Source organism: Mesorhizobium sp. M0136 (assembly GCF_040322515.1).
In the GTDB taxonomy this organism is placed as follows: Bacteria; Pseudomonadota; Alphaproteobacteria; order Rhizobiales; family Rhizobiaceae; genus Mesorhizobium.
The window spans coordinates 25,001-45,283 of the sequence record NZ_JAMYTP010000033.1 but is presented as its reverse complement, the minus strand read 5'-3'; the positions used below and the strand labels follow the sequence as shown (position 1 = coordinate 45,283).

18 protein-coding genes, 1 tRNA gene and 2 rRNA genes (1 of these 21 running past the window's edge) are annotated in these 20,283 nt (G+C 61.4%); 9 read left to right on the top strand and 12 right to left on the bottom strand.

Going from position 1 to position 20,283, the window contains the following annotated elements:
* Nucleotides 1–107: 107 nt before the first annotated feature.
* The 8 genes from NKJ35_RS27875 to NKJ35_RS27840 form a co-directional block, all read right to left on the bottom strand.
* Nucleotides 108–389 carry a hypothetical protein gene (locus NKJ35_RS27875; protein ID WP_352650704.1) on the bottom strand — a complete coding sequence of 94 codons (282 nt, stop codon included), beginning with the start codon at nucleotides 387–389 and terminating at the stop codon, nucleotides 108–110.
* A 247-nt stretch (nucleotides 390–636) separates the two neighbouring features.
* A complete protein-coding gene (locus NKJ35_RS27870; RefSeq protein WP_023675181.1) occupies nucleotides 637–1,740 on the bottom strand; it encodes an ABC transporter ATP-binding protein in 1,104 nt (367 codons plus the stop codon).
* Nucleotides 1,740–2,843, bottom strand: coding sequence for an ABC transporter ATP-binding protein (locus tag NKJ35_RS27865; protein ID WP_352650702.1), 1,104 nt, complete (start codon nucleotides 2,841–2,843; stop codon nucleotides 1,740–1,742). The genes NKJ35_RS27870 and NKJ35_RS27865 overlap by 1 nt, the downstream gene beginning before the upstream one ends.
* Nucleotides 2,840–3,061 carry a hypothetical protein gene (locus tag NKJ35_RS27860; RefSeq protein WP_254816734.1) on the bottom strand — a complete coding sequence of 74 codons (222 nt, stop codon included), beginning with the start codon at nucleotides 3,059–3,061 and terminating at the stop codon, nucleotides 2,840–2,842. The genes NKJ35_RS27865 and NKJ35_RS27860 overlap by 4 nt, the downstream gene beginning before the upstream one ends.
* Nucleotides 3,058–4,017, bottom strand: coding sequence for a carbohydrate ABC transporter permease (locus tag NKJ35_RS27855; protein ID WP_352650701.1), 960 nt, complete (start codon nucleotides 4,015–4,017; stop codon nucleotides 3,058–3,060). Before NKJ35_RS27855 ends, NKJ35_RS27860 begins: the two co-directional genes overlap by 4 nt.
* 1 nt (nucleotide 4,018) lies before the next feature.
* Nucleotides 4,019–4,924, bottom strand: a complete 906-nt coding sequence (locus NKJ35_RS27850; RefSeq protein ID WP_254816733.1) for a carbohydrate ABC transporter permease — start codon at nucleotides 4,922–4,924, stop codon at nucleotides 4,019–4,021.
* Nucleotides 4,925–5,016: 92 nt separating this feature from the next.
* Nucleotides 5,017–6,333 (bottom strand): ABC transporter substrate-binding protein, encoded by a 1,317-nt coding sequence (locus NKJ35_RS27845; RefSeq protein ID WP_352650700.1) that lies wholly within the window; start codon nucleotides 6,331–6,333, stop codon nucleotides 5,017–5,019.
* Between the two features lie 392 nt (nucleotides 6,334–6,725).
* The gene (locus NKJ35_RS27840; RefSeq protein ID WP_352650699.1) at nucleotides 6,726–7,388 is read right to left on the bottom strand and encodes a TetR/AcrR family transcriptional regulator; all 663 of its coding nucleotides are present in this window, start codon (nucleotides 7,386–7,388) and stop codon (nucleotides 6,726–6,728) included.
* 106 nt (nucleotides 7,389–7,494) lie between these two features.
* On the opposite strand from NKJ35_RS27840, the gene NKJ35_RS27835 reads away from it, so the two are divergent.
* Genes NKJ35_RS27835 through NKJ35_RS27825 form a run of 3 tightly spaced genes read left to right on the top strand, consistent with a single transcriptional unit; the run spans nucleotide 7,495 to nucleotide 9,986 of the window.
* A complete protein-coding gene (locus NKJ35_RS27835; RefSeq protein WP_352650697.1) occupies nucleotides 7,495–8,691 on the top strand; it encodes a Tm-1-like ATP-binding domain-containing protein in 1,197 nt (398 codons plus the stop codon).
* 11 nt (nucleotides 8,692–8,702) lie between these two features.
* Nucleotides 8,703–9,542, top strand: a complete 840-nt coding sequence (locus NKJ35_RS27830; RefSeq protein WP_254816729.1) for a phosphoenolpyruvate hydrolase family protein — start codon at nucleotides 8,703–8,705, stop codon at nucleotides 9,540–9,542.
* Between the two features lie 24 nt (nucleotides 9,543–9,566).
* Complete coding sequence (locus NKJ35_RS27825) at nucleotides 9,567–9,986, top strand: cupin domain-containing protein (protein WP_352650695.1); 420 nt, start codon at nucleotides 9,567–9,569, stop codon at nucleotides 9,984–9,986.
* A 6-nt stretch (nucleotides 9,987–9,992) separates the two neighbouring features.
* Here NKJ35_RS27825 and NKJ35_RS27820 read toward each other — a convergent pair whose 3' ends face one another.
* Entirely contained in the window at nucleotides 9,993–11,180 is a 1,188-nt protein-coding gene (locus NKJ35_RS27820; RefSeq protein ID WP_352650693.1) for a M24 family metallopeptidase, read from the bottom strand.
* 365 nt (nucleotides 11,181–11,545) lie between these two features.
* On the opposite strand from NKJ35_RS27820, the gene NKJ35_RS27815 reads away from it, so the two are divergent.
* From NKJ35_RS27815 to NKJ35_RS27790, 6 genes are all read left to right on the top strand, one after another.
* A complete protein-coding gene (locus NKJ35_RS27815) occupies nucleotides 11,546–13,156 on the top strand; it encodes an ABC transporter substrate-binding protein (RefSeq protein WP_502904681.1) in 1,611 nt (536 codons plus the stop codon).
* A gap of 268 nt (nucleotides 13,157–13,424) precedes the next feature.
* On the top strand, nucleotides 13,425–14,411 hold the full coding sequence (locus NKJ35_RS27810) for an ABC transporter permease (protein ID WP_352650691.1): 987 nt from the start codon (nucleotides 13,425–13,427) through the stop codon (nucleotides 14,409–14,411).
* Complete coding sequence (locus tag NKJ35_RS27805; protein WP_352506675.1) at nucleotides 14,408–15,238, top strand: ABC transporter permease; 831 nt, start codon at nucleotides 14,408–14,410, stop codon at nucleotides 15,236–15,238. Before NKJ35_RS27810 ends, NKJ35_RS27805 begins: the two co-directional genes overlap by 4 nt.
* On the top strand, nucleotides 15,235–16,068 hold the full coding sequence (locus tag NKJ35_RS27800) for an ABC transporter ATP-binding protein (RefSeq protein WP_352650689.1): 834 nt from the start codon (nucleotides 15,235–15,237) through the stop codon (nucleotides 16,066–16,068). Before NKJ35_RS27805 ends, NKJ35_RS27800 begins: the two co-directional genes overlap by 4 nt.
* Nucleotides 16,065–16,856, top strand: coding sequence for an ATP-binding cassette domain-containing protein (locus NKJ35_RS27795; protein WP_352650687.1), 792 nt, complete (start codon nucleotides 16,065–16,067; stop codon nucleotides 16,854–16,856). Before NKJ35_RS27800 ends, NKJ35_RS27795 begins: the two co-directional genes overlap by 4 nt.
* Entirely contained in the window at nucleotides 16,853–17,359 is a 507-nt protein-coding gene (locus tag NKJ35_RS27790) for an L-2-amino-thiazoline-4-carboxylic acid hydrolase (protein ID WP_254816721.1), read from the top strand. Before NKJ35_RS27795 ends, NKJ35_RS27790 begins: the two co-directional genes overlap by 4 nt.
* A gap of 564 nt (nucleotides 17,360–17,923) precedes the next feature.
* On the opposite strand, the gene NKJ35_RS27785 is transcribed toward NKJ35_RS27790, so the two are convergent.
* The 3 genes from NKJ35_RS27785 to NKJ35_RS27775 form a co-directional block, all read right to left on the bottom strand.
* Nucleotides 17,924–18,000, bottom strand: a tRNA-Met gene (locus NKJ35_RS27785).
* A 130-nt stretch (nucleotides 18,001–18,130) separates the two neighbouring features.
* Nucleotides 18,131–18,245 (bottom strand): 5S ribosomal RNA (rrf, locus tag NKJ35_RS27780).
* A 96-nt stretch (nucleotides 18,246–18,341) separates the two neighbouring features.
* A 23S ribosomal RNA gene (locus NKJ35_RS27775) occupies nucleotides 18,342–20,283 on the bottom strand (it continues 865 nt past the right edge of the window).

Sequence of the window (20,283 nt, the reverse complement as noted above, 5' to 3'; positions counted from 1 at the left end):
TCCCAGCGATTCATTCTCGCCTCTTTGCAATGAAAGTCATAAGACAAGCGCGTCGCATGAGGCCGGTCGAACGCGACGCGCTTTAGGCCGGCTAAACGTTGGCCGGCTTATTGCTCGGTGATGCAGGCCGAGCCGGCACTGCTCTTGCAATATTTGCCGGAGGCCCCGCACCTGCCATCCGAGACTTCGATGACGGTGCCGCTCAACAACAGTTTGCAGTCGCTGGTGGACAGATTGACCGTGCCGTTGAGGCCCTTGATCTTCTTGGCGTCGACCTTCGCACCGGCGACGACTTTCTTGGCTGCCTGCGCCTCGCCCAGATGCGCCGCCAACAATCCCATACCGGCGACAACCAGGATCGTCGCAAATGTGCGGAACAGATTTCCCATAGCCAACCCTCCATTTCGGGCCTCCAAATTGGGCTTGCAAAGCCCGTTTGGGACCAAAGGATCAGCCTATTCGACAAATCGGCGCATCCGCATCCCCCGCACGGGGGATGACGGGAAGACTCGAGCATTTCGCACCAAATGGAATCACGCAGCGTCGCACAAATGCGGCTAAAACACATAGATGGAGCAGGAAACACGGTTCGCGTTGAACGCATCCCGCCCCAAGCTGCAGTAAAGAGGCTTGTACTTAGCCGGCGTGACGCAGGCTTATTCCGCTGCCCTTGTCGAACAGCACCACCTTGTCCGGGTTCCAGGCAAAGCGCACCGGCTGCTCTATCTGGACGTCGGTCCTGGCCGGCACGGTGGCGCGCAGCATGGCGTCGCCGACCCGCAGCGTCAGGATCTTCTCGACGCCATGGTTCTCGACATCGTGGACTCGCGCCTCGACCGGCGCGCCGGTCTCGAGATAGACGTCCTCGGGACGAATACCGAAGACGAGCGGGCGACCGTCGGTCGCCGCGCCCGTCTTGGCACCCCCCGAAGTCTTGGCACCCCCCGCAAACGGCAATTCGAAATTGAGCGGCGCCATCACCGCACGTCCGTTGACGAGCTTGCCGTCGATGAGGTTCATCGGCGGCGAGCCGACGAAGCTTGCCACGTAGGTGTCGCGCGGATTGTTGTAGATCTCGTACGGCGTGCCGGTCTGGACGATGCGGCCATGGTTGAGCACGCCGACCTTGTCACCCATCGACATCGCCTCGATCTGATCGTGCGTCACGAACAGGAAGGTGGCGCCAAGCTGCATCTGCAGGTTCTTCAATTCGGTGCGCAGCGCCTCGCGCAATTTGGCGTCGAGCGCCGACAGCGGCTCGTCCATCAGGAATACCCGCGGCTTGCGCACGATGGCGCGGCCGATCGAGACGCGCTGCATCTCGCCGCCTGAAAGCCTGTCGGTCTTGCGGTCGAGCAGATGCTCGATCCGCAGCGTCCTGGCCGCGCGGTCGACACGATCCTTGATCTCGGCATCGGGCAGCCGGCGGATCTTCGGCTTCAGCGGAAATTCGAGGTTCTGGCGCACCGTATAGCGCGGATAGAGCGAATATTGCTGCAGCACCAGCGCCACGTCGCGCTCGGCCGCGCCCCAGTCGGCGACATCGACGCCATCGATGAAGACCTGGCCTTCGCTCGGTTTTTCCAGGCCGGCAATCATGCGCAGCGTCGTCGTCTTGCCGGCGCCGGTCTCGCCAAGCAGGACGAAGAACTCGCCATCGGCGATGTCGAGATCGAGCCCGGTCAAGGCGGTGTGGTTACCGAACTTCTTTGAGATGTTCTTGAGCTGGATGTGGGCCATCAGAGTCTCACTCCCAGCGATTTGCCGCTCGCCGTGTCGAAGAAATGCGCCTGGCTGGGATCGATTCTGACGAAGACCCTTTCGCCGGGGCCGCTGATGAAGCCGCTCTTGGTGCGCGCACGCAGCATCTTGGAGCCGACCTTGAGGTCGACGATGTCGAAGGATCCGAGCGGCTCGACGATCTGCGTCTCCACCGGCAGAAACCCCTCGGCGGCTTCGCGGCGGACGAGGACGCCTTCCGGCCGGATGCCGAGCGCGAGTTGGCTGCCGGCATGGCCGTTGAGCTTCGACAGCAAGGCGCGCGGGAATTCGAAGCCAGCGGCCGCATCGCCGACCGTGACCGAGGCCGATGAGGGTTTCTCGGTCACCGAAGCGTCGGTGACGTTCATCACCGGGCTGCCGACAAATTGCGCGACGAAAAGATTCGCCGGATGCGAATAGACCTCGTCCGGCGAGCCGACCTGCTGCAGCACACCTTCATGCATGATGACGATGCGGTCGGCGAGGCTCATCGCCTCGATCTGGTCGTGGGTGACGTAGATGCTGGTCGAACCCTGCTTGATGTGCAGCCGCTTGATCTCGGCCCGCATCTCCTCGCGCAGCTTGGCATCGAGCGCCCCGATCGGCTCGTCCATCAGCATCGCCTTCGGCCGCCGCACCAAGGCCCGGCCGATCGCCACGCGTTGCATGTCGCCGCCGGACAGCGCCGACGGTTTCTTGGCGAGGAGATCGCTGATCTGCAGCGTCTTGGCGACCGAGCGCACCTCGCTGTCGATCTCGGCCTTGCTCTTGCGCGTCGCTCTCAGTGGAAAGGCGATGTTCTCGTAAACGCTCATATGCGGATAGAGCGAAAACGATTGGAAGACCATGGCGATGTCGCGGTCGGCGGCCTTGAGGTGCTGGACCGGCTTGCCGTCGATGAGGATGTCGCCGCCGTCGATCGTCTCCAGTCCGGCAACGGCCCTGAGTGTCGTCGTCTTGCCGCAGCCCGACTGGCCGAGCAGCACGATGAACTCGTTATCGTCGATCTTCAGGTTGAGGTCCTTGATGACCTGGACGGCGCCGAAATATTTCTGGACGCCGCGAAGCTCGATCTGGGTCAATGCTGTGCCCCCGGATTTGTCCCTTGCCCGGTGCCGGCCTTCTCCTCCGGCGCGATCTTGGAGGTGATGTTGAAGCCAATCAGGCCGATCAGGATGATGGTCACGCCATAGCTGTGCAGCAGCATGTGCCATGGCTGGCAGAGCGCTATGATGCCGAGCACCATCAGCACCTGGCTGCCCGGTTCGAGATATTTCTGGTTGATGTCGCGAAAGCTCATTTGCGGATCGCTCCGAAGGACATGCCGCGCAGCAGGTGGTTGCGGAGCAGGAAGGTGAAGATCGCGACCGGCAGCAGGAACAGGAAGGTTCCGGCGGCGATCACCGTCCAGTCCGGCAGGCCGGCGCCGACCTGGCTGGGAATGAAGGGCGGTGCCGTCTGGGCGCGGCGGCTGGTCATGATCAGCGCGAAGGCATACTCGTTCCACGCCGTGATGAAGCAGAACACGGCGGTGGCGGCGATGCCGGTGGCGGCCTCGGGCAGCACGATCTTGAAGAAGGCCTCTATGCGCGTGTAGCCGTCGACGAGCGCCGCCTCTTCATACTCCTTCGGGATTTCGTCCATGAAGCCCTTCATCAGCCAGACCGAGAAGGACAGGTTGAAGGCGGTGTAGAGAATGATCAGGCCGACATGGGAATCGTTGAGCCCTACCGCCCGGTACATCAGGAACATTGGGATGGCGACGACCACCGGCGGCAGCATGCGCGTCGACAGGATGAAGAAGAGCAGATCCGCCTCTCCCTTCACCTTGAAGCGCGAGAAGCCATAGGCGGTGAAGGTGCCCATGCCGACGGCCAGGACGGTCGAGGTTATGGCAACGATCAGCGAGTTCATGAAACGGCTCGGATAGCCCGACCACTGAACCTGGCCCTTGCCGTCGCGCACGATCTTTTCGCCGCCATTGAAGACGACGCGCTCCCACCACGGCGCAGCCGCATACTCCTCCGGCGACGGCGGGCTGCGCAGCTGCGAACGCTTGGTGAACAACTTGACGAAGGGCGATATCTCCGGCTGGAAAACCACCGTCGGTGGAATGGTGGTGGCGAGGTTGCGCGGCTTGAACGCCGTCGAGGCGATCCAGTAGATCGGCGCCAGGAAGATGATCGTCACCAGCAGGACAGCGACGATGGCGATCCGGTTGAAGGTGATTTCGGAAGAAGTGCGGACTGCGGCCATCTCAGCGCTCCTTCACCTTGTTGAGGTATTTGACATAGATGTTGGTGATCGCCAGCACCATGATCAGCACGATGTAGGCGAGCGCGCAGGAACGCCCGGTCTGCCATTCCTGGAACGCCATCTTGTAGAGCCGGATCGAGATCAGCTCGGCCGTCGGCTGGCTGGTCAGGATGTAGGCGAGGTCGAAGGTCTTGAACGCCTCCATGGTGCGGAAGATGACCGCGATCATCAGGATCGGCGCAACCAGCGGCAGCGTTATGCGGAAGAAGGTGTAGAACGGCCCGGCCCTGTCGATCGCGGCTGCCTCGTAGAGATGCTTGGGCACGGCCGACAGGCCGGCCAGCGACAACAGCATGACGAAGGGCGACCACATCCAGATGTCGGTCAGCGCGACCGCGTAGAGCGCCATTTTCGGATTCGACAGCCATTCGAAGGTACCGAGGCCTAGCGCATAATTGATGATGCCGAAGGACGGATCGTAGAGCAGCTTCCAGAACAGGCCAACGACGGCCATCGACAGCATCATCGGCAACAACAGGAGCGTCGTCAGCAGGCCCTTGAGCGGAATGTCGCGATTGAGCAGCATGGCCACGCCGAAGCCGACGAGCAGCTGGCCGGCGACCGAGATGATGACGTATTTCGCGGTGATGGCGAAGTTGGACCAGACATAGGGATCGCTGAGCAGGTCGCGATAGTTTTGCAGCCCGACGAAATTCGCCGCCGCGCTGGTCGAGGCGCGGAAATCGGTGAACGAATAGCCCAGCGAATAGATCAGCGGGAAGATGTTGAAGACGATCAGAAACAGGATCGTCGGGATGATGAAGAGATTGCGGATCGAAATGTCGCTTAGACCGCGAGCGGCGGCCCGCGAGGACCTGTCCAGCGTGGTGATCATTGTGGTCGCCAAGACCCTGCTCCCAGTTCAGAAATCAGAAAGATTTCAAAAATCAGAAAAAGAAACGGAGGAGGCACGAGCGCCCCCTCCGTGAAACTTCATGCTTATTGGCCGCGGCCGTATTTCTTGAAGGTCGCGTTCCAGTCGGCTGCCAGTGCGTCCAGCGTCTCCTTGGCGGTGCCTTCGCCGCCGATCATGTAGGGATAGATGCGCTGGTTGAGCTGCTGCAGCAGTTCGGCATATTCCGGAACCGCCCAGAAGTCCTTGACCTTGAACATGGTCTCGTAGAACGCCTTGTTATAGGGTGTGGCGTTCTGGAATTCGGGCGACTTGAGCACGGCGGCACTGCAGGTGTAGCCGCCAAGCGCTGCCCATTTCTTCTGGGTCTCGTCCTTGATGAACCATTCCAGGAACTTCGTCGCCTCTTCCTGCTTCTGCGAGTAGGAAACGATGGAGATGCCCTGACCGCCGAGTGCAGCGAACTGGTCGCCGTTCGGGCCGGGAGGATTGGCGAAGAAACCGGTGTTCTTGGCATTCGGGTTCGACGCCTCGTTGATCAGCGAGGGGAAGAACGCGAAGTAGTTCATGCTCATCGCCGCCAGGTTTTCAGTGATCGCCTGATTGTCCTCGACGAAGAACGACTTGGCCCAGCCCGGGGGCGTGAACTTGTAGAGTTCCTTGTAGGCGTCGAGCGCTGTGATCGCCTTGTCGGAGTTGATGAAGCCGTCGACCTTGTAGGTCTTATAGTCACCCAACTCGCCGCCAAACGAGAACAGCGCGTTTTCGAAGCCCATCGCCATCGCGTCATAGGAATTGTCGGTGTAGATGGCGATGCCGTATTTCTTCTGGTCCGGACGGTGGAAGAATTCGGCGATGTCGCGCAAAGCCTTCCAGTCCTTCGGCACGTCGAGATCGTAGCCATACTTGGCCTTGAAGGCTTCCTTTTCCTTGGGGTCTTCGAACCAGTCCTTGCGATAGGACCAGCCGACGGCGTCGCCTTCGAGCGGAATGGCCCAGTACTTGCCGCTGCCGCCCGGATATTCGGCATAGTATTTCACCGTGGCCGGTGCCATCACTTCACCGACCTTGTGCTTGTTGAAGAAGTCGGTCAGGTCGACATAGTGGCCACCGGTCGAGCCGGCACCGAGCCATTGCGAGTCGCCGACGACCATATCGTAGGCGTCGCCATGGGCGTTGAACTCGGTGAAGGCCTTGGTCTGGAAGTCGGGCCACGGTGTGGTTTCCACCGTGATCTTGACGCCGGTTTCCTTCTCGTACTCGTTGCCGAGTTCCTGCAGGTAATTGGCCGGATCCCATTCCGCCCAGAAGATTGTAAGTTCCTTTTCCTGCGCGTAGACGGACGTTCCGCAGGCGAGCACTAGGCCGATACCAGCAAGCAAGCTGGTCATTGTCTTGCGCATAATGATTTCCTCCCTTGTGCGCATTCTACCTTGTCATGCGGGCCGGCGGCGAGGCCGGCCCTGGTAGTCCTCCCGTGACGGCACCGTTCCGGTTTTTGAGCCTCCTCGTTCGACCGAAACGGATATTAGCCTTCACCCTTTGATCCGCTTTATTTGTCCTGATCTGGTATTACCAATTCCAGAGGAACGTCAAGCCCTTTCTTGGACGGCGACGGACACGCAGACAAGTTGGTTTCTGCGATATCTGCCTGTTTTCCCTGAATTTTCCTACTCTTTGATACATAAACGCCTTGCTTGGACCGCTGAATCGGTAGTAGCATGAATAGTCAGGTTGAAAATCTGGTCGAACCAGATTGACGTTATCTAGCGGCCGACGTCGGCGCGATCCCATCTCATTCAGTCACCGATTCCGTCACCGCCGCGCGCACCAGAGCGCCGGCCGCCCATTGCGCGACCGACATCATGCGGCGGCTATCCAGTCCCCATATATCCTTCAAAACGATCAGCACCTCAACGCCGAAGATCAGCGACAGCGCCTGCGCGAGCCGCTTGAATTCGCGCGGCGGCAACTGGCCCTTGAGTGGCGCGATCGCATCCTTCAAAAGCTCGATGCGATGGCCGCGCGTGAAGGCCGGTTCGCCGCCCAGCGTGCCTGCCTGTCGCTGTGCCCACTGGTCGAGCGACAGTTTCAGCGCCGCCTTGAACGTCGCTTCGAAGGCCTCGATGCGCGGCATGGCGGTGTCGAACAGCTCGGCGACCCGGCGCTCCGGATCGGCAGAGATCGATTGCCAGGTAAGGATCGGCCCGAGCCCTTCGTCGACCACCGCCTGCACCAGCGCCGCCTGGCTCGGAAAATACCGATAAGCGGTGGCGCGCGAGACTTCCGCTGCTTCCGCCACCTCGCTGACGGAGGGCGTGGCGCCCGCCTGCATCAGCTTTGTCGCCGTCTCCAGCATCAGCCGCTTGGTGCGCGCGCGGGCCCCGCGCTCAGCCCGCGGGCTGGCGCCTTGGCCGGCGTCGTCGTTCACTGTCGCTTGTTGACGTGAGACATCCATGTCAATACGATACGCGCGTCTCAAAAAATTGCAATGGCCCTTCGCCCATCGAACGGCCAGGCAAAGGGGCGGCAGCGCCGAACACGCCCAAGACCGGGGAAACGCGATGAAGCGCATCTATGTGGTGGGCACCGCCGACACCAAGGGCGAGGAACTCGCATTTCTGTACGATGCGGTCGCCGCTACCGGCGCTTCGATTGCCCGTGTCGACATCGGAACGCGCGGCGCGACCGTGCCGGTCGACATTTCGGCCGACGAGGTCGCCAGCCACCATTCCGAGGGTCGCAATGCCGTGCTCGGCGTCGACGATCGCGGCACCGCTGTGGCGGCAATGGCTGCCGCCTTTGCCCGGTTTGTTCAATCGCGCAGCGACATTGCCGGGATTGTCGGTATCGGCGGCGGTGGCGGCACCTCGATCATCACCGCAGGCATGCGCACGCTGCCGCTCGGCCTGCCCAAGATCATGGTTTCGACCTTGGCTTCCGGCGACACCGGACCTTATGTCGACATCTCCGACATCGTCATGATGCCGTCGGTGACCGACATGGCCGGCCTCAACCGGCTTTCCCGTGTCGTGCTGCACAATGCCGCCCAGGCGATATCAGGCATGGCGGCAAAGCCGGCGCCGCCGGCCGACGGCAGACCCTCGATAGGCCTGACCATGTTCGGCGTCACCACGCCATGCGTGACCGCGATCGCCGATGAGCTTCGTTCGACCTATGACTGCATGGTCTTTCATGCCACCGGAACCGGCGGCCGCACCATGGAAAAATTGGCCGACAGCGGCCTGTTGTCCGGCGTCATCGACATCACAACAACCGAAGTCTGCGACTTGCTGCTTGGCGGCGTGCTGCCGGCGACCGAAGATCGCTTTGGTGCCATCGCCCGCACCGGGCTGCCTTATGTCGGCTCGGTGGGCGCGCTCGACATGGTCAATTTCTGGGCGCCGCCGACAATTCCGGAACGCTATCGCGGCCGGCTGTTCTATGAGCACAATCCAAACGTCACACTGATGCGCACCACTGCCGACGAAAGCAGAACGATCGGCGAATGGATCGGTACAAGGCTGAGCCTCTGCCCGGGTCCGGTTCGTTTCCTCATTCCGGAGAAAGGCGTGTCGGCGCTCGACATCGAAGGCGGCGCCTTCTTCGACCCTGAAGCCGATGCCGCATTGTTCGAGGCGATCGAGCGTACCATCAAACCCGCCAAAACGCGGTGCGTGCTGCGCCTGCCGCTGCACATCAACGATCCGGAATTCGCCTGGGCCGCCACAACGGCCTTCCTCGACATCGCCAGACAGTGAGACACCAAGACATGGCCGCCATTCCGCGCAAGAAAATCCTGGAGAAATTCCGCATGATGATTGCGGATGGCGTGCCGATCGTCGGCGGCGGTGCCGGCACCGGCCTGTCGGCCAAGGCCGAGGAAGCTGGTGGCATCGACCTGATCATCATCTACAATTCCGGCCGCTACCGCATGGCCGGGCGCGGCTCGGCCGCCGGCCTGCTCGCCTATGGCAACGCCAACGAGATCGTCAAGGAGATGGCCTACGAAGTGCTGCCGGTAGTGAAGAAGACGCCGGTGCTGGCCGGCGTCAACGGCACCGATCCCTTCGTCATCATGCCGCTGCTTTTGGCCGAGTTGAAGACGATGGGCTTTTCCGGCGTGCAGAATTTTCCGACCATCGGCCTGTTCGACGGCCAGATGCGGCGGAGTTTTGAAGAAACCGGCATGGGCTTCGAGCTCGAAGTCGACATGATCGCCGAGGCTCACAAACTCGACCTGTTGACCACGCCCTATGTCTTCAACCCAGACGAGGCGCGCGCCATGACAACAGCCGGCGCCGACATCGTCGTCGCCCATATGGGGGTGACCACCGGCGGCTCGATCGGCGCGACGTCGGCTAAATCGCTGGACGACTGTGTCAGCGAGATCGACGCCATCGCCAAAGCGGCACGCTCAGTGCGCGAGGACATAATTCTGCTTTGCCATGGCGGGCCGATCTCGATGCCGGACGACGCCAGATATATTCTCGAGCGCTGCAAGGGCCTGCACGGGTTCTATGGCGCCAGTTCGATGGAGCGGCTGCCGGCGGAAGCCTCGATCGCCAGGCAGACGGCGGATTTCAAGGCCGTCACGTTCGGCGCTGCGTAGAGACCAGCAAAAGAAGGTGGGACGATGACCGACAGCAGCAAGGTATTCGTATATCCAAAAGACGTCAGCGTCTTCGGCTTCGACTGGGGCAGGCTGTCGCTGACGGTCGCTCCCGAAGTGAACGGCGCAAAGCGATTTTCCGGTGGTGTCGTCGACCTCCCGTCGGGCAAGGGCCATACGCGTCATAACCATCCGGGTGCGGAGGAGATCATCTTCGTCATCTCAGGCGATGGCGAGCAGATGGTCGAGGACGAGAAAGGCAACCCGGTCGTCGAGAAAGTCGGCCCCGGCTGCACCATCTATGTGCCGGAAAGCCGCTTCCACTCGACGCTCAATACCGGCGATGGGCCGATGCAGCTTTTCGTCGTCTATTCGCCGGCCGGGCCGGAACTGGCGTTGCGGGAGTTGCCGGATTTCAGGTTGATCCCGCCGGGCGGCGGATAGAAGCGCCTAACCCCCGCCCCTGTTCCAGCCCCGGCCCCGGTCGCCGAACATCACGTACCCTGTGTCGGTGACCGCCACCGTGTCCTCCAGCTTGATGAAGCCGCGCGTCGGGTGGAGCATGGTCGTCTCGACCGAAAGCACCATGTTCTTCTCCAGCGGCTTTGCGGCATAGGTGCCTTCATAGGTCACCGGATGGTTGGTCATCAGGAACGGCGCTTCATGCGTGATCAGCCCCATGCCATGCGCGAAGAAATCGGTATAGGGCGCAACCTTCGACTTCTTCAGCACACCTTCGGCATGAGAAATCATGTCACCGCCCAGCGTGCCCGCCTTGACCCTGGAGAAGGCCGCCTGCTGCACTGTCTCGATCTCGGCCAGCAGATCCTCGAGTTCGGCGTCAGGCTCGCCCAGCACGCCCATGCGGCAAAGGTCGCCGATATAGCCGTGGTAGTTTCCGCCGGAATCGATCGACATCACCTCGCCCCGTTTCCACGCCTGCGGCGAGGCGGCGCGGTTGTGGCTGGAGCCTAGCGTCAACAGGCAATATTCGAAATGCGCGCCGCGATTGGTCTCCTCGCGCCTGAGCTGTTCGATGATCTCGCTCTTGGTCGTGCCTTCGCGTGCCCAGCCGATGGTCGCCAGCATGGAATCGGTGATCAGCTCGGAGGCGATGCGCAGCTTCTCCAACTCGGCCTCGGTTTTGATTGCCCGCATGCGCTCCAGCATATCAGTCGCATCGATCAGCTTGGCATCCGGCAGCGCGTTGCGGATTAGCATATGGGCGTCGGACGGCAGGAAGGCGGGCTCGATGCCGATGCGGGCATTGCCCTTGCCGATCTTTCGCAAATGCTCGACCGCCAGATTGGCGGCATCAAGCGTGCCCCAGCAGGCGGCATGCAGTGTCGGCGTCCAGAATGGATGGTTCTGGTGCTCGCCGCCTTCCATGCGGTTGCCGATATAGGCGGCATGCTCCGGCCCACCTTTCTCATAGACGACGACAGGCAGATAACGGCTGTGGCCGATCGCATCCATGGCGGCGAAGAAGATGAACTTGTAGCCGCCAAGCAGATATTGCGTGTTGTGCTTGGAGGTGGCGAGCAGCACGTCGATGCCGGCCTCCTCCATCAGCCCGTCCACCCTGGCCTGGTCGAACGGCGCGCTGCCGACGGCATTCTTGCCTGGGGCAATGTTCATGTCTCTCTCCCTGAAATCCCTTGGCCGGCCGCTCGCCGGCACCGGCTTTTCCGGCTCTGACCCTCGGCTATGCTTAAATCTGCATCATTTTGCCCGATGTGGTCCAGCCAGAACGGGCGAACCAGCCCCAAAGCTGGTCCACCTGCTGCACTTTACTCCAGTCTGGTCCTGCTAGAACCGCGCGTCGGAATGTTTTCTGTACAACTGGTCCAGCGGATGGAAATTTCAAAGCCACGTGAGGATGCGCCAATTCCGTCTTTGGCGAAACCCCGCACAAGGCCCATAATCAGCCGTGCAGGATGCTTACGAGCGTCCGAGGGGTACGGCGGACCCGGCCGGGTCCGCGGAGAGGACGGAGTTCGATCATGCCAGAGTTCACCATTTCCAGACGTACGATGCTTGCGGGTTCGGCATTGCTGCTGGCCTCCACCGCGATGCCGACGATCGGGTCGGCGCAGACGCCGAAAAAGGGCGGACGACTGGTTGTCGCCGCTGATTCCGAGCCGCGCAATCTCAATCCGGCGATCGTCGCCTCGAACGGCGTCTTCTTCGTTTCGAGCAAGATCGTAGAACCCTTGGCTGAGGCCTCCTTTGACGGCAAGGACGGGCTCGATCCGCGCCTGGCGCTCAGCTGGGAAGGTGCCGCCGACGGCCTATCGGTGACGTTCAAGCTGCGCGAGAGCGTCAAATGGCATGACGGTAAACCCTTCACCTCCGCCGATGTCGCGTTCTCGGCGCTGCATATCTGGAAGCCGCTGCAGAATCTCGGCCGCACCGTGTTCAAGGATCTGGAGGCGGTCGACACGCCGGACGAAGCCACCGCCGTGTTCAAATTCGCCAAGCCGACACCGTTCCAGCTGATCCGCAACGCCTTGCCGGCGCTGAGCAGCGTGGTGCCCAAGCACATCTACGAGACCGGAAAGATCGAGGACAACCCGGCCAACAACGCCCCGGTCGGCACCGGCCCGTTCAAATTCGCCGAATACAAACCCGGCGAATATTACCGGCTGGAGAAGAATACGGATTATTGGGGCAAGGACGAGCCTTATCTCGACGAGATCATCTATCAGGTGCTGCCGGACCGCACAGCAGCGGCCAGCGCGCTCGAGGCCGAAGAGATCCAGCTCGCCGCCTTCTCCGCCGTGCCCCTCGCCGATCTCGACCGCATATCCAAAGTGCCCGGCCTCAAGGTGATCACCAAGGGTTATGAAGGGCTGACCTACCAGCTCGTCGTCGAGATCAACCATCGCCGCAAGGAGCTGGCCGACCGGAAAGTGCGCCAGGCGATCGCTCACGCCATCGACAAGGATTTCGTCGTCAAGACGGTGTTTCTCGGCTATGCCGCTACCGCCACTGGCCCGGTGCCGAAAAACGACCCGCAATTCTACACCGCCGACGTGCCGACGTACGCCTTCGACGTCCCCAAGGCCAACGCCTTGCTGGACGAGGCCGGCTACAGCCGAGGCGATGACGGCAAGCGCTTTTCACTGAAACTGCTGCCGGCGCCCTATTTCAACGAGACCAAGCAGTTCGGCGACTATCTGCGCCAGGCGCTCGCCGCCATCGGCATCGACGCTCAGCTGGCCAACAACGACTCGGCCGCGCATATCAAGGCTGTTTACACCGACCACGCCTTCGACCTTGCGGTCGGGCCGCCGGTGTTCCGCGGCGATCCTGCGATCTCGACCACCATCCTGGTGCAGAGCGGCATTCCAGACGGCGTGCCCTTCTCCAACCAGGGCGGCTATAAGAACGCCGAACTCGATGCCCTGATCGCCAAGGCATCGGAGACGCTCGACACCGCCGCCCGCACCGGACTCTACAAGGAGTTCCAGAGAAAAGTTGCCGCTGACCTGCCACTGATCAACGTCGCCGAATGGAGTTTCATCAGCGTCGCACGTGATACGGTCAAGAACATCGCCAACAATCCGCGCTGGGCGGTATCGAACTGGGCGGACACTTGGCTGGAGGGGTAAGGAAGTCTCTCCAGACTTGCGCGCCGCTTGTGTGCTCAGCTTCAACGATGAGAGCTTTTTCGCGCCCCCCTCTGTCCTGCCGGACATCTCCCCCACAAGGAGGGAGATTGGCAGCTTTGGCGTTGCCGGCCGTCTTGCAACGCTGGAGATTGGCGAAAGCGACAATGACAGCTGATCTCCCCCCTTGTGGGGGAGATGTCCGGCAGGACAGAGGGGGGCGCCGTAGAGCGCGGCACCGAAGACTTGGCTCTCCTATCGGCGTTATGCCATGACCCGCGCTGTCATCCTCCTTCGCCGCCGTCTCGTCGGCAGCATCTTCGTGCTGCTGATTGTCGTCATCGGCACCTTCCTGTTACTCGAAGCCGCTCCCGGCGACGCGGTCGATGCCTACATCGTCTCGACCGGCGGCGACGCCGGGATGATCGAGCTGTTGCGTCACCGCTGGGGTCTCGACCAGACGGAACTGACGCGGCTCGCCAATTATCTTTGGGCGCTGCTGCATCTCGATCTCGGCCAATCGGTCACCTTTTCGCGGCCGATCCGCGACGTCATCCTCGAGCGCCTGCCCAACACGCTGCTGTTGATGGGCAGCGCCACCGCGCTCTCCTTCGGTCTCGGCTCGGCACTCGGCATCTATGCCGGCGCCAGGCCCGGCAGTTTTCGCGATCGCTTTCTGTCCATCGGTTCGCTGGCGCTCTATGCCGTGCCGGGCTTCTGGCTTGGGCTGGTGCTGATCATCGTCTTTGCCGTCGACCTGCGATGGTTTCCGATCGGCGGGATCGAGAGTATCGCCTCGGCCCGGACCGGCCTCGATCGCGCCGCCGATATCGCCCGCCATCTCGTCCTGCCGGTTTCGGCGCTCGGCTTCATCTATCTCGCGCTCTATCTGCGCATGATGCGCGCCGGCATGGCCGAGGTCTGGCGACAGGATTTTGTGCTGGCCGCCCGCGCCAGAGGACTTTCCCGCCGTCGCATCGTGCTCGCTCACGTCGCCCGCAATGCGCTGTTGCCGCTGGTCACCATGCTTGGCCTACAGTCCGCGCAAATGTTGGGCGGCAGCGTCGTTATCGAAAGCGTCTTTTCCGTGCCAGGCCTTGGCCGGCTGGCGCAGGAAGCGGTGGCGGCACGCGACACGCCGTTGCTGCTCGGTATCATTCTCATCAGTTCCGTACTGGTCGTCATCATCAACCTTCTCGTCGACATCGCCTACGCCTTCCTCGATCCGCGCGTCGGGGCCAGTGAGGCCGGCGCGTGAGCCCGCTTCGCCGCTTTCTTCGGACCCCGGAAGCGATCGCCGGCGCGGTCATCCTGACGGCGCTGTCTGCCGTGGCGCTTGCCGCACCTTTGTTCTTTCCGAGCGATCCGCAGGCCATTGCCGGGCCGGCATTGCTGTCGCCGTTCCAGGACTGGTCGCTGCCACTCGGCACCGACCGCCTCGGCCGTGACGTGCTGGCCGAGCTTTTCCACGGCGCCCGCACCTCGCTGGCGGTCGGCCTGGCAGCAGCAGCCACCGCGCTTGCCGTCGGCGCCGTAATCGGCACGTTGGCCGGTTTTGCCGGCGGCCTTGTCGACGAGGTACTGATGCGCATCACCGACGCTTTCCAGACCGTCCCAGCCTTCCTGCTGGCTTTGGCTTTCGTCAGCATCGTCGGGCCGTCGCTCGGCGTCGTGGTCGCTGCGATCGCGCTGGGCGCCTGGACCGGACCGGCACGCGTGGCGCGGGCCGAAGTGCTGTCGATCCGCGAGCGCGATTTTGTTGCCGGCGCCCGCGTCATCGGCATGCATCCGCTGGAGATCGCCTTTCGCGAGGTGCTGCCCAACGCGCTGCCGCCGGTCCTGGCGTTGTCGTCGGTGATCGTCGCCGCGGCTATTCTCACCGAAGCGGCATTGTCTTTTCTCGGCCTCGGCGACCCCAACCGCGTGACCTGGGGCGGCATGATCGCCGAAGGCCGCGCCGTGCTGCGCACCGCGCCCTTCCTGTCGATCATTCCGGGTGTAGCACTCGTGCTGACCGTGCTCGGCGTCTATCTCGCCGGCGAAGGCGTCGTCGAGACCGCGGCGGTGAGAAAGAGCCTGTCGTGACGGCGCTTGCTTCGATCCGCAATCTGACGGTGACCTATCGCCGCGACGGCGCCGAGGTGGCTGCGCTGAAACATATCAGCTTCGATGTCGCCGCTGGCGAGCGCCTCGCCATCATCGGCGAGAGCGGCTCGGGCAAGAGCACGTTGGCGCTGGCGATTGCCGGGCTGCTGCCGGCCACTGCCAAGATCGGCGGAGCGATCGAGTGGCAGATGACGGAATTTCGATCGTCTCATTCGAAAGATCGTCAGTCTTTCCTTGTTCTCAATAGCCTTCCTCTCGGAGGCCGTGATATCGGCTTCGTTTTCCAGGACCCATCCGCCAGTCTCGATCCGGTCATGCCAATCGGCAAGCAGATCGCGGAAGTCGCGCGCACGCATCTCGGACTTGACTGGCGACACGCCTATGCCAGAGCAAAAGCCCTGCTCGAACGTGTCCGTCTGCCTGACCCCGATGCCGCTTTGCGCGCCTTTCCACATCAGCTCTCCGGTGGCCAGAAGCAGCGCGTGGCGATCGCCGCCGCGATCGCGGCCGGGCCGAAACTGCTGATCGCCGACGAGGCGACCAGTGCACTGGACACCATCGTGCAGGCCGAGATCGTCGGGCTGATCCGGCGACTGGTGTCCGAGGACGGCATGACGCTGCTGTTCATCAGCCACGACATCGGGCTGGCCGCTGAGCTCGCAGAGCGCATCGCGGTGTTCCAGCATGGCGAGCTGCTCGAGCTCGGTTCGACAGCGCAGGTGGTCGGTGCGCCGCGTCACGCGTACACAAGGGCGCTGCTCGACGCCAATCTCGGCCTAGACGCCGAGCCGCTGCTGCAGCGAACATGACTCGTCCGCTGCTCGCCGTTTCCGGCCTGACCAAACGATACAGTAGCGGCGGCAAGATCATCGCCGCGGCCGACGATGTTTCCCTCCACATCGATCATGGTGAGACGCTGGCGCTGGCCGGACCTTCCGGCAGCGGCAAATCGACGATCGCTCGGCTCATACTGCGGCTCATCGAAGCCGATGCTGGCCGAATCGAGTTTGAAGGCAGTGATTTCCTGTCGTTGAACGGCGCTGCGTTGCGCGACCGGCGCGCTCGTCTGCAGATGGTGTTTCAGGATCCGCTCGCCGCCTTGAACCCACGCGCCACGGTGACGCGTGTGCTCGACGACCCCTTGCGCATCCATCACATTGCCTCTCGCGCCGAACGCCCGCGCCGTATCGCCGCTCTGCTGGAACGCGTCGGCCTCAGCGCCGGTCTCGCCGGCCGCGCCATTCACGAAATCTCCGGCGGTCAGCGCCAGCGCGTTGCAATCGCCCGCGCCATCGCAACAAGACCGTTGCTGGTCGTGCTCGACGAGGCGGTGTCGGCACTCGACGTGTCGGTGCGCGCGCAGATCCTGCAATTGCTGCTTGACCTTCAACGCGAGGAGCGCATCGCCTATCTGTTCATTTCGCACGATCTCGGCGTCGTCCGTGCCATCGCCCACCGCATCGCCATTCTGGACGGCGGGCGGATTGCCGAGAGCGGCGATGCCCGCACCGTCATCGACGCGCCGCAATCCGCGATCGGCAAGGCGCTGGTGGCGGCAGCGCCAAAACTGTCGAGGATCGAACGGGACGCATCATGACCGACGCCGAAGCCCGAGCCGAAAAACTGTCGCGCGAACTCGATTCCGCCTTCCGCAACCGCGCCGATCTCTATCGTCTGTTGCTCGATGAGCTAACTGCGGAAGTTGGCGCGGAAAAGGCTGAGGCGATCATGATCCGCACCATTGAACGGCGAGGCAGGGAAGTTGCGGCGGCGGCCTTCGCCGATTTCGGCCCCAACGACGCACCGGCGATCGGCGAGGCGTTCCTGGCCGTCAGCCCGGATGGCGGTCGCATGTATCCGACCGACGTCGAACGCGGTCCGGACCGCATCGCCTTCAAGGTCAGGCGCTGCCCACTGAAGGACGCCTGGCTCGAAGCCGGCGTCGACGACGAGAAACTCGCCACGCTCTGCCGCATCGCCGGCGCCTTCGATCGCGGCCTGTTCGAGGCCACCGGGGTACGCTTCGACAATGTCACCTGGACACCGGGCCACGGTTTCGGCTGCTGCCACATCGCTTTGACCAACCGGGATGCCGGTTAGAGCTGCAACTCGAGCCATGTCGGCGAAGACGTAGAGTTCAGTTCCGTTGGGCAGCACAGAGCCAACAAAAACCCTCAGCGGCATGAGGCCACGGCAATCAAATCAATCCGAGATTTGTCTGATTGCGGCATCCTTGTTCGTCTTCTGTAGGGGAGTTCCTGGAGGTGAATTATGAGCGAATTGCCGGTAGTCAAAACGCGACGCAAAGGCAAAAACCTTACGCAGAGCGTGCTGATCCCAACGGAGAAGATGGTCGCTGACGAGCTCCGGGCTGCGCGACCTAGCCACTTGTCGGACCTTGGAGAGCTACGACGTAAGCTCGCGGCAAAATACGGAGCAGACGCCTGCTGCCCGGTGACTGTGCGGCGGCACTTGGTGCATATCAGTCAAGACGGCAGCGCGCCCTTTTGGCGCGTCGTAAATCCCGATCGGCCATTCGCCCGACGTATGAGAGGTGGATCGGAGCACATACGCGAAAAATTGGCGGCTGAATGCTAAGTGTCCTGTCGCCGTACTTCAGTGCATACGAAAACGGCCCGCACAAGGCGGGCCGTTTTCGTATTTTGGTTGCGGGGACAGGATTTGAACCTGTGACCTTCAGGTTATGAGCCTGACGAGCTACCGGGCTGCTCCACCCCGCGTCAACCCTAAAGGTAAGCCTTGGCTCACCGAATTCAAGCTTCCGCCAAATGAAAGGGCCGCTTGCGCGGCCCGGAGTCCCGTTGGCGGGCCTGTTCGTAAGGAGAAGATTAAACAACGTGCGCTTGGCAGACCTGGCAGCGACCTACTCTCCCGCGTCTTGAGACGAAGTACCATCAGCGCTGGAGCGTTTCACGGCCGAGTTCGGAATGGGATCGGGTGCAGCCGCTCCGCCATAACCACCAGGTCGGCAAAACGCACGTTGCTCGAGAAGCTGTTTTCTGTGCCATCCATCTCGGCGCAATCCAAAGATTGTCGCCAGAAATGGGCATTAGGAATGAGAACGATCAAGCCGATCGAACTATTAGTACCGGTAAGCTTCAAGCGTTGCCGCTCTTCCACACCCGGCCTATCAACGTGGTCGTCTTCCACGGTTCTCAGGGAATACTCGTTTTAAGGTGGGTTTCCCGCTTAGATGCCTTCAGCGGTTATCCCGTCCGGATATAGCTACCCTGCTATGCGGCTGGCGCCACAACAGGTCCACCAGAGATCCGTCCATCCCGGTCCTCTCGTACTAGGGACAGATCCTTTCAATATTCCTACACCCACGGCAGATAGGGACCGAACTGTCTCACGACGTTCTGAACCCAACTCACGTACCGCTTTAAATGGCGAACAGCCATACCCTTGGGACCTGCTCCAGCCCCAGGATGCGATGAGTCGACATCGAGGTGCCAAACAACCCCGTCGATATGGACTCTTGGGGGTCATCAGCCTGTTATCCCCGGCGTACCTTTTATCCGTTGAGCGATGGCCCTTCCACGCGGGACCACCGGATCACTATGACCGACTTTCGTCTCTGCTCGACTTGTCAGTCTCGCAGTCAGGCAGGCTTATGCCATTGCACTCAGCGAACGATTTCCGACCGTTCTGAGCCCACCATCGCGCGCCTCCGTTACTCTTTAGGAGGCGACCGCCCCAGTCAAACTACCCACCATACATTGTCCCGGACCCGGATAACGGGCCGCGGTTAGACATCCATAGTGATAAGGGTGGTATTTCAAGGGTGGCTCCACCTGAGCTGGCGCCCAGGTTTCAAAGCCTACCACCTATCCTACACATGCCACTACGAATGCCAATGTAAAGCTATAGTAAAGGTGCACGGGGTCTTTCCGTCTAACCGCAGGAACCCCGCATCTTCACGGGGAATTCAATTTCACTGAGTCTATGCTGGAGACAGCGGGGAAGTCGTTACGCCATTCGTGCAGGTCGGAACTTACCCGACAAGGAATTTCGCTACCTTAGGACCGTTATAGTTACGGCCGCCGTTTACTGGGGCTTCGATTCAGAGCTTGCACCCCTCCTCTTAACCTTCCAGCACCGGGCAGGCGTCAGACCCTATACGTCGTCTTGCGACTTCGCAGAGCCCTGTGTTTTTGATAAACAGTCGCTACCCCCTGGTCTGTGCCACCCTCCCATGCTTGCGCATGAAAGGGTCACGCTTCTTCCGAAGTTACGCGTGCAATTTGCCGAGTTCCTTCAGCATAGTTCTCTCAAGCGCCTTGGTATACTCTACCAGTCCACCAGTGTCGGTTTCGGGTACGGTCTATAAGGAGGAGCTATTTCCTGGAACCACGCAGCAGCCCTTTCAATCCGATAAGATTGGACTACCTCAATGATCCGTCACTTCCTCCAGGCCCACGAATATTAACGTGGTTCCCATCGTCTACGCATTTCTGCCTCGACTTAGGGGCCGGCTAACCCTGCTCAGATTAGCTTTAAGCAGGAACCCTTGGACTTTCGGCGGGGGAGTCTCTCACTCCCCTTACGTTACTCATGTCAGCATTCGCACTTCTGATACCTCCACCATCCCTCACGGGTATGGCTTCATCAGCTTACAGAACGCTCCGCTACCGCTTGCATTGCTGCAAACCCTAAGCTTCGGTGTATGGCTTTAGCCCCGTTACATTTTCGGCGCAAAGACCCTTATTTAGACCAGTGAGCTGTTACGCTTTCTTTAAATGATGGCTGCTTCTAAGCCAACATCCTGGTTGTTTTGGGATCCTCACATCCTTTCCCACTTAGCCATAACTTGGGGACCTTAGCTGTAGGTCAGGGTTGTTTCCCTTTTCACGACGGACGTTAGCACCCGCCGTGTGTCTGCCGACTATTACTCCCAGGTATTCGGAGTTTGGTTAGGTTTGGTAATCCGGTGAGGACCCCTAGCCCATCCAGTGCTCTACCCCCTGGGGTATTCGGTCGACGCTCTACCTAAATAGATTTCG

Coding starts and splice junctions, on each gene's coding strand:
- NKJ35_RS27835 (WP_352650697.1), top strand. CDS start 7,495: ATGAAGCGCATCTATGTGGTGGGCACCGCCGACACCAAGGGCGAGGAA.
- NKJ35_RS27855 (WP_352650701.1), bottom strand. CDS start 4,017: ATGGCCGCAGTCCGCACTTCTTCCGAAATCACCTTCAACCGGATCGCC.
- NKJ35_RS27810 (WP_352650691.1), top strand. CDS start 13,425: ATGACCCGCGCTGTCATCCTCCTTCGCCGCCGTCTCGTCGGCAGCATC.
- NKJ35_RS27870 (WP_023675181.1), bottom strand. CDS start 1,740: ATGGCCCACATCCAGCTCAAGAACATCTCAAAGAAGTTCGGTAACCAC.
- NKJ35_RS27825 (WP_352650695.1), top strand. CDS start 9,567: ATGACCGACAGCAGCAAGGTATTCGTATATCCAAAAGACGTCAGCGTC.
- NKJ35_RS27820 (WP_352650693.1), bottom strand. CDS start 11,180: ATGAACATTGCCCCAGGCAAGAATGCCGTCGGCAGCGCGCCGTTCGAC.
- NKJ35_RS27830 (WP_254816729.1), top strand. CDS start 8,703: ATGGCCGCCATTCCGCGCAAGAAAATCCTGGAGAAATTCCGCATGATG.
- NKJ35_RS27875 (WP_352650704.1), bottom strand. CDS start 389: ATGGGAAATCTGTTCCGCACATTTGCGACGATCCTGGTTGTCGCCGGT.
- NKJ35_RS27815 (WP_502904681.1), top strand. CDS start 11,546: ATGCCAGAGTTCACCATTTCCAGACGTACGATGCTTGCGGGTTCGGCA.
- NKJ35_RS27795 (WP_352650687.1), top strand. CDS start 16,065: ATGACTCGTCCGCTGCTCGCCGTTTCCGGCCTGACCAAACGATACAGT.
- NKJ35_RS27860 (WP_254816734.1), bottom strand. CDS start 3,061: ATGAGCTTTCGCGACATCAACCAGAAATATCTCGAACCGGGCAGCCAG.
- NKJ35_RS27845 (WP_352650700.1), bottom strand. CDS start 6,333: ATGCGCAAGACAATGACCAGCTTGCTTGCTGGTATCGGCCTAGTGCTC.
- NKJ35_RS27840 (WP_352650699.1), bottom strand. CDS start 7,388: ATGGATGTCTCACGTCAACAAGCGACAGTGAACGACGACGCCGGCCAA.
- NKJ35_RS27790 (WP_254816721.1), top strand. CDS start 16,853: ATGACCGACGCCGAAGCCCGAGCCGAAAAACTGTCGCGCGAACTCGAT.